Here is a 12,571-nt window from a genome sequence, read left to right as displayed (position 1 = left end):
AGGAGTGCAAGCCCGATGTCTTCTCCCTCGACGTCATCCCCCGCGAGATCTTCGATGCCCACGGACGATGTGCAGACCCGCAGCGAAGCCGAATGGCGCGAGATCCTCACGCCGGACCAGTACCGCGTGCTGCGCGAGCACGGCACCGAGCGGGCCGGCACCAGCTGCCTCAACGCCGAGAAGCGGCCGGGCGTCTTCCACTGCGCCGGCTGCGACGCGCCGCTCTTCGTCACCGGCACCAAGTTCGAGAGCGGCACCGGGTGGCCGAGCTTCTTCGATCCCCTCGACGATGCGGTTGAGACGACCGTCGACCGCAGCCACTGGATGACCCGCACCGAGGTCCATTGCGCCCGCTGCAAAGGCCATCTCGGCCATGTCTTCGACGACGGGCCGCCGCCCACCGGCCTGCGCTACTGCATGAACGGCCTCTCGCTGCGCTTCGAACCGGAAGCGTGAGAGGCGCACCGGCGGGTTTCGATGGGGACGGATCGGGAGACGAGGCGGGGCGACGGCGGCGGTGGTCTTGATTTCGCCGTCGTTTTGCTTAGTCCAAGATGAAGAATTATTGTCCGATCCGTCCCGGCAACGCTGGGAATGATCACAGATCGTATCCTATGTCATCGTTCCGCGCGGAGGGCCGCCGGGTCCGGTGCGGGGAACCACCTGGAAGCCGGCCTGTCCGCCCCGCGGGCGGCCGGTGGCCCTGACGTCAGCGTCCACCCGGACCCACGCCCCCGGGTTGACCGACCTCGCGGAGAATGTCGATGAGCCTCGTACGCCGGTTTCTCGTGGCCCCGTCCCTGGTGCGCCTGATCCGCAAGGAACGCGGCGGCGCCCGGATCAGCGAGGGCTACTTCGCCCCCCAGGCCGGCCGCGTCTCCTACGTGCGGGTCGACGGGCAGACCTGCCACCTCGTCCTGGTGACCACGGCGCCGGACGGGAGTTCGAGCGAGGAGCGCACCGACGTGCCGCGTGCCCACGGCGACGCGCTGATGGATGTCTGCTCGGGCAAGGCCGCCTATGACCGCACGGCGCTGGCCCTCGGCGGAGGCCGCGAGGCCCTGGTCGATCGCTACGTCGCCCCGGGGGAATTCGACCTCGTCAGCGTCTCCTTCGACGGGGCCGACGAGGCTCAGGGCTTCGCGGTTCCGGCCTGGTTCGGCCCCGAGGTCTCCGACGATCCGAGCTACGAGCGCCATGCCGTCGCGCTCCAGGGCGTCCCGCAGCCCGGCGAGATCGGCCTCTCCAACGCCGCCCTCGAAGCGGTGCTGGACCTCATCGAGCCGCGCTTCGGCTTCGGCCGCTACGGTGCTCCGAAGGCCAGCGCCAATGTCAGCACCGGCGACGGCGACGGGATGATGAAGGCCTTGCGCCGGGTCGCGGGCGGCAGCGCGGTGGCGGCTCCCGTCGCCGCCGAGGCCGCGCCCGCACCGGCGCCGCCGGCCGATGAGCCCGCCCCGGTGGAGGCGTCACCCGAGCCCGAGGCCGCCGAGGCCCACGGGCAGCCCGACGGCGGAGCCGAGACGCAGGCCGAGACCGCACCCCACATCGACTCGCGCATCGACGACGTGATCGAGAGCCTGTCGCAGGCCCTCGGTAATCCGCAGCCCCAGCCCAAGGGCGGCGCGCGCGGCGAGGACGACATCGCCGCCGAGTTCGAGCGCTGGACCGTCCGTCCGCGCCGCACGCAGCAGACCTGAGGCCCGCGAGGTCCGAGCCGACCTGCTGACCGCCCGCTCCGAAAGGAGCGGGCGGTCGCTTATCTGGCGCCTCGTGCGGGAAACCCGCGCGCCGGATCGGAGGATCGAGGGGCCGCGCGGCCGAAGGCCCGGATCCGGAACTGCGCGGCGCGCCGGACTTCCCGCCGTCGCCGGCCCGGGATGGAAAGCCGTCGGGGTCTCGAGAGTCCGGGTGCCACGCCTGCGTGCACCCTCCTGCGCCGGCCCGCCCGTGGCCGCGCGGACCCTTTTCCCCGCGAAGAGCATGTAAGCGCCCGCCGTTTGTCATCGCAGCCCACCGCCTGCGATTGAGCGGCGCGAATAAACTGGCTAGCGTCGGGATTAACAATCAGTGGGTTGCGCAGAGCGCATCGGGAGGGATCATGGCCCAGGCGACGACCTATGGAGCGGCACCAGCCGCGATCCCACGTCCGTCCAAGGAGCCCTGGTACAAGGTGCTCTATATCCAGGTGCTGATCGCGATCGTGCTGGGCGTGCTTCTCGGCTGGCTCCATCCCGAATGGGGCAAGTCGGTCAAGTGGCTCGGCGACGCCTTCATCGCCCTGATCAAGATGATGATCGCACCGATCATCTTCTGTACCATCGTGCACGGCATCGCCTCGATCGGCGACCTGAAGAAGGTCGGCCGCGTCGGCCTGAAGGCATTGGTCTACTTCGAGGTGGTCTCCACCATCGCGCTGCTCATCGGCGTCCTCGTCGGCGAGGTCGTCAAGCCGGGCGCCGGCTTCAACGCCGACGTGACGAAGCTCGACGCCAAGGCGGTCGAGAAATACGCCAAGATGGCCGCCGACGATTCGGTGACCGGCCACATCATGGCCCTGATCCCGAAGAGCTTCTTCGACGCCTTCGCCACCGGCGACCTGCTGCAGGTGCTGCTGATCTCGATCCTGACCGGCGTCGTCGTCACCGGCATGGGCCAGCGCGGCGAGGCCATCACCCACGCCATCGACACGGCCGGGCAGATCTTCTTCCGCATCATCGGCCTCGTGGTGAAGCTCGCCCCTATCGGCGCCTTCGGCGCCATGGCCTTCACCATCGGCCAGTACGGCATCGGCAAGGTCATCGACCTCGCCTGGCTCGTGGGCACCTTCTACGTCACGGCCTTCCTGTTCGTGGTCCTCATCCTCGGCGGCATCGCCCGGGTGGCCGGCTTCTCGATCTTCAAGTTCCTGGCCTACATCAAGGACGAACTCCTCATCGTGCTGGGCACCTCGTCCTCCGAGACGGTGCTGCCGCACATGATGACGAAGATGCGCCGCCTCGGCGCCTCGGATTCCGTGGTCGGCCTGGTGATCCCGACGGGCTACTCGTTCAACCTCGACGGCACCAACATCTACATGACCCTGGCGTCGCTCTTCCTGGCCCAGGCGGTGGGCGCCGACCTGTCCTTCGGCCAGTATGCCACCATCATCCTTGTGGCGATGCTGACCTCCAAGGGCGCCTCCGGCGTGACCGGCGCGGGCTTCATCACCCTGGCGGCGACGCTCAGCGCCATTCCGAACAACCCGGTGCCGGTGGCGGCCATGACCCTGATCCTCGGCGTCGACAAGTTCATGTCGGAGTGCCGCGCCATCACCAACCTCATCGGCAACGGCGTCGCCACGGTGGTGGTCAGCCGCTGGGAAGGCGAACTCGACACCGAGAAGCTGCGCCAGGTCATGGCGCACCCGGTCTCGATCGGCACCGACATTTCCGACCACGCCCCGGAAATGGATTCCGGCAGCGCCGCGAGCCCGGCGGGCCCGGTCCCGGCCGCGGCGCGCTGACGGAACCCGGACCTGTCCGGACCCCTGCGCATCGGCATCGATCTCGGCGGCACCAAGATCGCCGGGATCGCCCTCACATCCGATGGCGCGACCCGGGCCGAGCACCGGGTCGCCACGCCGCGTGACGATTATGCGGCGACCCTCGCGGCCATCGCGGACCTCGTGCGGGACCTGGAGACGCGGGCCGGTGCCACCGGGACGGTCGGTATCGGCATGCCGGGGGCGATCTCGCCGCGCACCGGCCTCATCAAGAACGCCAACTCGGTCTGGCTGAACGGCCGGCCGTTCGGCCAGGATCTCGAACGCGCCCTGGCCCGTCCGGTGCGCCTGGAAAACGACGCCAACTGCCTCGCGGTCTCGGAGGCCGTCGACGGGGCCGGGGCGGGCGCATCCGTCGTCTGGGCGATCATCCTCGGCACCGGCGTCGGCTCCGGCATCGCGCTGCAGGGCCGCGCCCTCTCGGGGCGCGACCGCATCGCCGGTGAGTGGGGCCACAACCCGCTGCCATCCCCCCGCGACGACGAGCGCCCCGGACCGGCCTGCTATTGCGGCCGGCACGGCTGCCTCGAAAGCTGGGTCTCCGGCCCGGCGCTCGCCGCCGACCACGCCCGCCGCGCCGGTGCGACGGGCAGCGGCGAGGCCGTTATCGCGTCCCTGCGGGCCGGCGACGCGGAGGCGGAGGCGACCCTCGACCGCTACCTCGACCGCCTCGGACGCGGGATGGCCCAGGTGATCAACCTGATCGACCCCGATGTCATCGTCATCGGCGGCGGTCTCTCGCGCGTGCCCGAGATCCTCAGCGGACTGCCGTCGCGGGTGGCGCCGCACGTGTTTTCCGACGCGTTCGATACGCCCATCCGCCCGAGCCGGTACGGCGATGCCTCCGGCGTCCGCGGGGCCGCCTGGCTCTGGAACGCGCCGTGAGGCGCCCGTGTCCTCGCGACCGCGACTGATGTCGGAGACGCTTGTCAGAGCTCTCGTTTTCACATAAAGATATCTTTATGTCTAACGCGGGATCCTCTCCAGCCACGGCCCTGCCGTTTGCCGACGCCCTCGCCATCCTGCGGGCGGCGGCGGAGGAGACGCGCCTACGCATCCTGGCGCTGCTGGCCGCCGGCGAACTCTCGGTCTCCGACCTCACCGACATCCTGGGTCAGTCGCAGCCGCGCATCTCGCGCCATCTCAAGCTGCTGGTGGAGGCCGGGCTGGTGGAGCGGCACCGCGAGGGTGCCTGGGCCTTCTTCCGCCTGGTGGAGGATCGCGCCGCCCTGGTCGAGCCGCTCGTGGCCGGGCTCGATGCCACCCGGGCGCCGCTCTCCGAGGATTTCGCCCGCCTGGAGGCCGTGCGCACCCAGAGGGCCGAGGCCGCCCAGGCCTTCTTCGCCCGCCTCGCGCCCAAATGGGACCGCCTGCGCTCGCTGCACGTGCCGGAGGCCACCGTCGAGGCCGCGGTGCTCGACGTGCTCGGCAGCCGGCCGATCCAGAACCTGGTCGATCTCGGCACCGGCACCGGACGCATGCTCGGATTGCTGGCCGGACGCGCCGTCCGCGCGGTCGGGCTCGATTCGAACCACGCCATGCTCTCCGTGGCACGGGCGAACCTGGAGCGCCTGGGCCTGTCCCGGGTCGACCTGCGCCAGGGCGACATCCACGCGCCACCCTTCGGGCGCGGCGGGTTCGACCTCGTCGTGGTCCATCAGGTGCTGCACTACCTCGACGATCCGGCCCGGGCCCTGCGCGAGGCCGCCCGCCTCGTCGCCCCCGGCGGGCGCCTGCTGGTGGTGGATTTCGCCCCCCACGACCTCGAATTCCTGCGCGAGGCCCAGGCCCATCGCCGCCTCGGCTTCGCGCCCGAACAGGTGACGGGCTGGCTCAACGATGCGGGGCTGCCCACCGTCACCACCCGGGACCTCGCCCCCACGGGCGAGGTCGAGGACCAGTTGACCGTGACGCTCTGGCTCGCCACCGATGCGGCCGAGATGGCCGCGTCCGACCCGATCCCGGAGCGGGCTGTCGCCTGAGGGCGACTGTCCGCTTCCACCAGAATCCTGCCTTCGAACCCTGATCGACGACCGTCTGAACCGATCGACATAGAGGACGACCCGATGCCATCCGCCTCCCACCATCGCGCCAGCCGCGACAGCTACCGTCCGATCCGGGTCTCCATCGAGTTCTTCCCTCCGAAGACCGAGGAGATGGAGAAGATCCTCTGGTCCTCGATCGAGCGCCTCGCGCCGCTGCAACCGAAGTTCGTCTCGGTGACCTACGGTGCCGGCGGTTCCACCCGCGAGCGCACCCACAACACCGTCGCCCGGATGGTCAAGGAGACGAGCCTCCAGCCGGCCGCCCATCTCACCTGCGTCGACGCCACCCGCGAGGAGATCGACGCCGTCGTGCAATCCTACTGGGATGCCGGCGTGCGCCACATCGTGGCCCTGCGCGGCGACCCGCAGGACGGCATCGGCACCGCCTACCGGCCGCATCCGGGCGGCTACGCCCAGACCTCCGATCTCGTCGCCGGCATCAAGCGCATCGGCGACTTCAAGGTCTCGGTCTCGGCCTATCCGGAGAAGCACCCCGAGGCGCCCTCCCTCGATGCCGACATCGACGCGCTGAAGGCCAAGGTCGACGCGGGCGCCGACCAGGCGATCACGCAGTTCTTCTTCGAGAACGACATCTACCTGCGCTACGTCGACAAGGTGCGGGCCGCGGGCATCGACATCCCGATCATTCCCGGCATTCTGCCGGTGCAGAACTTCAAGCAGGCGGCGAACTTCGCCCGCCGCACGGGCGCCTCCGTGCCGTACTGGCTCGCGGCCCGGTTCGAAGGCCTGGACAACGACGTCGAGACCCGTCGCCTCGTGGCGGCGGCGGTGGCGGCCGAGCAGGTGCTCGACCTCGTCGATCACGGCGTCAACGACTTCCACTTCTATTCGATGAACCGCTCCGACCTCGTCTACGCCATCTGCCACGTGCTCGGCCTGCGGGCTCAGGCCCCGAAGGTTGCCGCCAAGGCGGCCTGACCCCACGTCGTCCCGGGGCGCCGACAAGCGGGCCCGGGATCCGACACGCCGACCCTGTCGAACTTCACTCTCCGGACCCGTCGCGGTTCTGGATTCCGGGCGCCGCTCCGCGGCCCCGGAATGACGCGTGAGAAACCCATGACCGACCTGCGCCCCGTCGACGGAAAAGAGATCGAAGCCGCCCTGCGCCAGCGCGCGGGCGAGAAAATCCTCGTTCTCGACGGGGCGATGGGGACCGTGATCCAGCGCCTCGGCTACGGCGAGGAGGATTTTCGCGGATCGCGGTTCCTGGATCACGGCCACGACCAGAAGGGCAACAACGACCTCCTGATCCTGACCCAGCCCGACGCGATCCGGCAGATCCACCTCGACTACTTCCTGGCCGGTGCCGACGTCTGCGAGACCAACACCTTCTCGGGCACCACGATCGCCCAGGCCGATTACGGCATGGAATCGATTATCCACGAATTGAACGCCGAGGGCGCGCGTCTCGCCCGCGAGGCCGCCCGGCTCGCCGAAGAGCAGGACGGCCGCCGCCGCTTCGTGGCCGGCGCCATCGGCCCGACGAACCGCACCCTGTCGATCTCGCCGGACGTCAACAATCCCGGCTACCGGGCCGTGACCTTCGACCAGGTCAAGCAGGCCTATGTCGAGCAGGTCCGCGGCCTGATGGATGGCGGCGCCGAGCTCATCCTGATCGAGACCATCTTCGACACCCTCAACGCCAAGGCGGCCGTGGCGGCGGCCTGGGCGGTGTTCGAGGAGCGGGGTATGGTCCTGCCGATCATGATCTCGGGCACGATCACCGACCTCTCCGGCCGCACCCTCTCGGGCCAGACTCCCGAGGCGTTCTGGAACGCCCTGCGCCACGCCAACCCGCTCACCATCGGGCTGAACTGCGCGCTCGGCGCCAAGGAAATGCGCGGGCACATCTCGGAGCTGTCGCGGATCGCCGACACCCTGGTCTGCGCCTACCCGAATGCGGGTCTCCCCAACGAGTTCGGCCTCTACGACGAGAGCCCGGAAGCGATGGGCAAGCTGGTGGGCGAGTTCGCCACCGCCGGCCTCGTCAACATGGTCGGCGGCTGCTGCGGCACCACGCCGGACCACATCCGCGCCATCGCGCAGGCCGTCGAAGGGTGCAAGCCCCGCGCGATTCCCGAGGTGCCCCGGCTGATGCGCCTGTCGGGCCTGGAGCCCTTCACCCTGACGAAGGAGATCCCCTTCGTGAACGTGGGCGAGCGCACCAACGTCACCGGCTCGGCCAAGTTTAGGAAGCTGATCACCGCCGGCGACTACGCCGCCGCCCTCGACGTCGCCCGCGACCAGGTCGCGGCGGGTGCCAGCATCATCGACGTCAACATGGACGAGGGCCTGCTCGATTCCGAGAAGGCGATGGTGGAGTTCCTCAACCTCGTGGCCGCCGAGCCCGACATCGCCCGCGTGCCGGTGATGATCGATTCCTCGAAGTTCCACGTCATCGAGGCCGGGCTGAAGTGCGTCCAGGGCAAGGCGATCGTGAACTCGATCTCCATGAAGGAGGGCATCGAGAAGTTCATCGCCGACGCGCGGGTGTGCCGCTCCTACGGCGCGGCGATCGTAGTGATGGCCTTCGACGAGCAGGGCCAGGCCGACACGCTCGAGCGCAAGGTCGAGATCTGCACCAAGGCCTACAAGGTCCTGACCGAGGAGGTGGGATTCCCGCCGGAAGACATCATCTTCGATCCCAACGTGTTCGCGGTCGCCACCGGCATCGAGGAGCATAACGGCTACGGCGTCGCCTTTATCGAGGCGACGAAGACCATCCGCGAGACCCTGCCGCACGCCCACATCTCGGGCGGCATCTCGAACCTGTCCTTCGCCTTCCGGGGCAACGAGCCCGTGCGCGAGGCGATGCACGCGGTGTTCCTCTACCACGCGATCCAGGTCGGCATGGACATGGGCATCGTGAATGCGGGCCAGCTCGCGATCTACGACGAACTGCCGCCCGAACTCCGCGAGCTCTGCGAGGACGTCGTCCTCAACCGGCGCGACGATTCCACCGACCGCCTGCTGGAGGCGGCCGAGCGCTTCAAGTCCGGCGGCGGCGTCCAGGCCAAGACGGCCGACCTGTCCTGGCGCGAGGCGCCGGTCGAGAAGCGGCTGGAGCATGCACTGGTCAACGGCATCACCGAGTTCGTGGTGGCCGACACCGAGGAGGCGCGCCTGAAGTCCGAGCGCCCGCTCCACGTCATCGAGGGGCCGCTCATGGCCGGCATGAACGTGGTCGGCGACCTGTTCGGCTCCGGCAAGATGTTCCTGCCGCAGGTGGTGAAGTCGGCCCGCGTGATGAAGCAGGCGGTGGCCTATCTCGAACCCTTCATGGAGGCGGAGAAGCTCGCCAATGGCGGCGACGGCAAGCGCCAGGCCGCCGGCAAGATCCTGATGGCGACCGTGAAGGGCGACGTCCACGACATCGGAAAGAACATCGTCGGCGTCGTGCTCGCCTGCAACAACTATGAGATCATCGATCTCGGCGTGATGGTGCCGGCGGCCAAGATCCTCGACGTCGCCAAGCGCGAGAACGTCGACATCGTCGGCCTGTCCGGGCTCATCACCCCGTCGCTGGACGAGATGGTGCACGTCGCGGCCGAGATGGAGCGCGAGGGCTTCGACGTGCCGCTCCTCATCGGCGGCGCCACCACGAGCCGCGTCCACACGGCGGTGAAGATCCACCCCTCCTACAATCGGGGCCAGACCGTCTACGTCACCGATGCGAGCCGGGCGGTCGGCGTGGTCTCCAGCCTGCTCTCGAAGGAGACGCGGGATTCGACGATCGCCAACATCCGCGCCGAGTACCGCAAGGTCTCGGACGCCCATGCCCGCTCGGAGCTCGACAAGCAGCGTCTGCCGCTGGCGAAGGCCCGCGCCAATCCGTTCCGGATCGACTGGTCGGGCTACCAGCCGAAGAAGCCGAGCTTCACCGGCGTGCGGGTCTACAGCTCCTACGAGGTCGCAGATCTGGTGCCCTACATCGACTGGACGCCGTTCCTGCAGACCTACGAGTTCAAGGGCCGCTACCCGGCGATCTTCGAGGACCCCAACCAGGGCCCGGCCGCCAAGGCGCTGTTCGACGACGCGCAGGAGATGTTGAAGCAGATCGTCGACGAGCGCTGGTTCAACCCGAAGGCGATCATCGGCTTCTGGCCGGCGAACTCGGTCGGCGACGACATCACGCTGTTCACCGGCGAGAGCCGATCGGAAAAACTCGCGAGCTTCTTCGGCCTGCGCCAGCAGCTGACGAAGCGTGACGGGCGCGCCAATACCTGCCTGTCCGACTTCGTCGCGCCGGCCGAGACCGGCATCGCCGATTATGTCGGCGGCTTCGTCGTCACGGCGGGCCTGGAGGAGGTGCGCATCGCCGAGCGCTTCGAGCGGGCCAACGACGATTACCGCTCGATCCTGGTCAAGGCGCTGGCCGACCGCATCGCCGAGGCCCTGGCCGAGCGCATGCACGAGCGGGTCCGCCGCGAGTTCTGGGGTTACGCCGCCGACGAGACCTTCGCGCCGGAAGACCTGGTGCGCGAGGAATATGCCGGCATCCGTCCCGCGCCCGGCTACCCCTCGCAGCCCGACCATACCGAGAAGGTCACGCTGTTCGACCTGCTCAAGGCGGAGTCGCGCATCGGCGTGAAGCTCACCGAGTCCTACGCCATGTGGCCGGGCTCCTCGGTCTCGGGCCTCTACATCGCCCACCCGGAGGCGCATTACTTCGGCGTCGCCAAGGTGGAGCGCGATCAGGTCGAGGACTACGCGATCCGCAAGGGCATGGACCTGCGGGAGGTCGAGCGCTGGCTCGGCCCGATCCTGAACTACGATCCGGCCCGCTACCTCGCGGCCGCCGCCGAGTAGGGCCCCGGCGCCGCCGTCTCCCTCACGGGGAGGCGGCGGGCTTCGAAACCGCTGGAGTGTGGCCGGGCGAGGCTTGACCGTGGGCGCGCCTGCGCTTCAATGCCGATCCGGCCCAACCATGGCCCGAGACCAGCGAAGGGCGCCCGAAACGTGTACCGGCTCACTGGCTCCCTCGTCGCCACCGTCGCGCTCGGGCTCGTCGCCTCGGGCTGCACGGGCTTCGCCTACATCTCGAAGACCTATGTCAGCCTGACGCCCCAGGTGGTGACCATCGGCTGCAAGGACCCCTACGAGGTCTACGACCAGCGCCGGGTGCGCAAGATGCTGATCGTCTCCAACGCCCTGCGGGAGACTACGGGCTGCGGCATCGACGATGCGTTCGCCGGCGGCGATCCAGCCCTGACCCGGGTCAAGCGCTTCCGCGAGGCGGCGCGCACCTACCTGAACGAGACGGGGCGCGAGGATTGCCGGGTCCGCGGCGAGACCGTGTTCACCGACCTGCAGACCGAGTTCACCTATACCTGTGCTGCGCCGGTGGAGCCCCGCGACACCAAGGTGCAGACCCTGCCGGGCCGCAGCAACCGCGTCGGTCTCTAGGCTCCCTCCGCGGAGATGTGTTTCGGGCGTGCGGTCGGAGCCTCTGGCTCAGCGCTCGTCCGGGCCGGAGGCGCGTGGGAAGGTGCGCTCCATCGCGTCGCCGGAGGCCGCCAGCAGCGCCCGCGCCAGGGTGCGGGCCTCCTCCCGGTCGAGGGCCAGGATCGCCGTGACCGGTGTCCCCTCCAGCCCGGGTAGCCCGATCTCGATCCGGACTCCGTCGGGTGCCGCTGCCACCGCGATGCTCCAGTCCCGTTCTCCGCCCATGGGCTTTCGCACCTCTCCCGCGTTGCCGTCGCTCCCGATCGCCCGCGAGCTTGCCTGATTGGCCTTGCATGATCCGTCTTGCATGACCGATCCGGTGGCACGAGGCCAGGGGTCGGGGGGATGCGGCCTGCGATTGACGTCGTGCCACCCCCTGGTGTTTGTGCGCCCCGACCCATCCCGGCCCACCGGGCGCGGAAAAACATTCAGTGGAGGAAGACCCCATGTCCGAGATCTGGTTCCGTACCGGCGAGGCGACCGTGCTCGCGGCGGAAGGGCAGTACACCGACGCGATGCCGGAGGTGTTGATCGGCTCGACCCGCGGCCCGGTGGGCCAAGCCTTCGCGGGCATGATGGGCCAGGTCCAGGGCCACACCCGGATGTTCGTGGTGCGCGACCTCAACCAGCTCGTGCGCCCGGCCACGATGATGACCACGAAGGTCACGATCCATACGGCCGAGTATGCCGAATTGCTCGGCGGTGTCGTCCAGGCCGCCACGGGGGACGCCATCATCGACTGCGTGATCGAGGGCGTCCTACCCAAGGACGGGCTCGACGAGCTCTGCATGATCATCATGATCTGGCTGGACGAGCGCTGTGGATCTGACCCGAACGTCGACCGCAAGGATCTCTACCGGACGAATTACGAGGCGACGAAGCTCGCGATCGCCCGCGCCATGAAGGGCGAGCCGACGATCGACGAGCTCATCGCCAATCGGAAGACGGTGAAGCACTACGCCCTGGAAGACGTGATCGAATACTGATCCGTTCGAGACGCGACGGCGCGCGGATCCAGTCGAGCCGCGCGTCCGGCGACGGCTAACCTGACGGGATCCGCCCCACCGAGCACAGCGTGCGGATCGAGCCGCCGGCATCGGTGTAGCAGCTCGCCGACCAGCCGTTCTGCTGGATGAAGGATTTGCGCCTGTCCTTCAGGGCGGTGGCGTAGGCTGTGGCGATGGCGCCCTGCACGGCGCTCGCGCTTTCGCCCACCACGATCTCGGCCGCCAGGGCAAGGTCGGCGAAATAGGCCGCCGAGGGCGTCGGGTCCGAGGAGGCCGCCTGCACGATGGGCTCGGCCCGGCAGGTGAGGTCGAGTTTCAGGCCGCCGGAGACCCGCAGATCGATGCTGGGACCGGTGCGCCGGCCGACCTTGCCGCCCATCGCGCCGGCGATCTGCGCGGCGAGGGCATCGCACGTGTCGGCCCGCGCGAGGCTGGGGCCGATCAGGCTCGCGCCGAGGAGAAGCGGGAGGAGGGCGTCGCGCAGTCGCATGTCGGGTTGTCCGGGAGAG

Annotated in this window: 11 protein-coding genes; 9 read left to right on the top strand and 2 right to left on the bottom strand. The window is 69.1% G+C overall.

The genetic code is table 11. The annotated features are described in order from the left end of the window. Positions 1 to 54 precede the first annotated feature (54 nt). The 8 genes from msrB to ACXJY8_RS17325 all read left to right on the top strand — a co-directional run bounded on the left by msrB (position 55) and on the right by ACXJY8_RS17325 (position 11,016). Positions 55 to 456: a peptide-methionine (R)-S-oxide reductase MsrB gene (msrB, locus tag ACXJY8_RS17360; RefSeq protein WP_463771224.1), complete on the top strand. Its 402-nt coding sequence runs from the start codon at positions 55 to 57 to the stop codon at positions 454 to 456. 308 nt (positions 457 to 764) lie between these two features. Then, positions 765 to 1,700 carry a hypothetical protein gene (locus tag ACXJY8_RS17355; RefSeq protein ID WP_463771222.1) on the top strand — a complete coding sequence of 312 codons (936 nt, stop codon included), beginning with the start codon at positions 765 to 767 and terminating at the stop codon, positions 1,698 to 1,700. A gap of 401 nt (positions 1,701 to 2,101) precedes the next feature. Continuing rightward, positions 2,102 to 3,505, top strand: a complete 1,404-nt coding sequence (locus ACXJY8_RS17350) for a dicarboxylate/amino acid:cation symporter (RefSeq protein ID WP_463771219.1) — start codon at positions 2,102 to 2,104, stop codon at positions 3,503 to 3,505. Positions 3,506 to 3,529: 24 nt separating this feature from the next. Continuing rightward, a complete protein-coding gene (locus ACXJY8_RS17345; RefSeq protein WP_463780735.1) occupies positions 3,530 to 4,429 on the top strand; it encodes an ROK family protein in 900 nt (299 codons plus the stop codon). A gap of 77 nt (positions 4,430 to 4,506) precedes the next feature. Beyond that, the gene (locus ACXJY8_RS17340; RefSeq protein WP_463771217.1) at positions 4,507 to 5,526 is read left to right on the top strand and encodes an ArsR/SmtB family transcription factor; all 1,020 of its coding nucleotides are present in this window, start codon (positions 4,507 to 4,509) and stop codon (positions 5,524 to 5,526) included. Positions 5,527 to 5,610: 84 nt separating this feature from the next. Beyond that, positions 5,611 to 6,528: a methylenetetrahydrofolate reductase [NAD(P)H] gene (gene metF, locus ACXJY8_RS17335; RefSeq protein WP_463771214.1), complete on the top strand. Its 918-nt coding sequence runs from the start codon at positions 5,611 to 5,613 to the stop codon at positions 6,526 to 6,528. Between the two features lie 138 nt (positions 6,529 to 6,666). After that, complete coding sequence (gene metH / locus ACXJY8_RS17330; protein WP_463771211.1) at positions 6,667 to 10,419, top strand: methionine synthase; 3,753 nt, start codon at positions 6,667 to 6,669, stop codon at positions 10,417 to 10,419. Positions 10,420 to 10,569: 150 nt separating this feature from the next. After that, positions 10,570 to 11,016, top strand: coding sequence for a hypothetical protein (locus ACXJY8_RS17325; RefSeq protein ID WP_463771208.1), 447 nt, complete (start codon positions 10,570 to 10,572; stop codon positions 11,014 to 11,016). A 48-nt stretch (positions 11,017 to 11,064) separates the two neighbouring features. Here ACXJY8_RS17325 and ACXJY8_RS17320 read toward each other — a convergent pair whose 3' ends face one another. Further along, a complete protein-coding gene (locus tag ACXJY8_RS17320) occupies positions 11,065 to 11,280 on the bottom strand; it encodes a hypothetical protein (RefSeq protein ID WP_463771204.1) in 216 nt (71 codons plus the stop codon). A gap of 221 nt (positions 11,281 to 11,501) precedes the next feature. Here ACXJY8_RS17320 and fae point away from each other — a divergent pair, with 221 nt between their 5' ends. After that, entirely contained in the window at positions 11,502 to 12,041 is a 540-nt protein-coding gene (gene fae, locus ACXJY8_RS17315; RefSeq protein WP_463771200.1) for a formaldehyde-activating enzyme, read from the top strand. 55 nt (positions 12,042 to 12,096) lie between these two features. Here the strand turns inward: fae and ACXJY8_RS17310 are convergent, their stop codons facing one another. Then, on the bottom strand, positions 12,097 to 12,552 hold the full coding sequence (locus tag ACXJY8_RS17310) for a hypothetical protein (RefSeq protein WP_463771196.1): 456 nt from the start codon (positions 12,550 to 12,552) through the stop codon (positions 12,097 to 12,099). Positions 12,553 to 12,571: the final 19 nt, after the last annotated feature.

This window comes from Methylobacterium sp. TK31, from assembly GCF_055361545.1.
This window is presented reverse-complemented; position numbering and strand designations above follow the sequence as displayed.

Coding starts and splice junctions, on each gene's coding strand:
- msrB (WP_463771224.1), top strand. CDS start 55: ATGCCCACGGACGATGTGCAGACCCGCAGCGAAGCCGAATGGCGCGAG.
- ACXJY8_RS17355 (WP_463771222.1), top strand. CDS start 765: ATGAGCCTCGTACGCCGGTTTCTCGTGGCCCCGTCCCTGGTGCGCCTG.
- ACXJY8_RS17350 (WP_463771219.1), top strand. CDS start 2,102: ATGGCCCAGGCGACGACCTATGGAGCGGCACCAGCCGCGATCCCACGT.
- ACXJY8_RS17340 (WP_463771217.1), top strand. CDS start 4,507: ATGTCTAACGCGGGATCCTCTCCAGCCACGGCCCTGCCGTTTGCCGAC.
- metF (WP_463771214.1), top strand. CDS start 5,611: ATGCCATCCGCCTCCCACCATCGCGCCAGCCGCGACAGCTACCGTCCG.
- metH (WP_463771211.1), top strand. CDS start 6,667: ATGACCGACCTGCGCCCCGTCGACGGAAAAGAGATCGAAGCCGCCCTG.
- ACXJY8_RS17320 (WP_463771204.1), bottom strand. CDS start 11,280: ATGGGCGGAGAACGGGACTGGAGCATCGCGGTGGCAGCGGCACCCGAC.
- fae (WP_463771200.1), top strand. CDS start 11,502: ATGTCCGAGATCTGGTTCCGTACCGGCGAGGCGACCGTGCTCGCGGCG.
- ACXJY8_RS17310 (WP_463771196.1), bottom strand. CDS start 12,552: ATGCGACTGCGCGACGCCCTCCTCCCGCTTCTCCTCGGCGCGAGCCTG.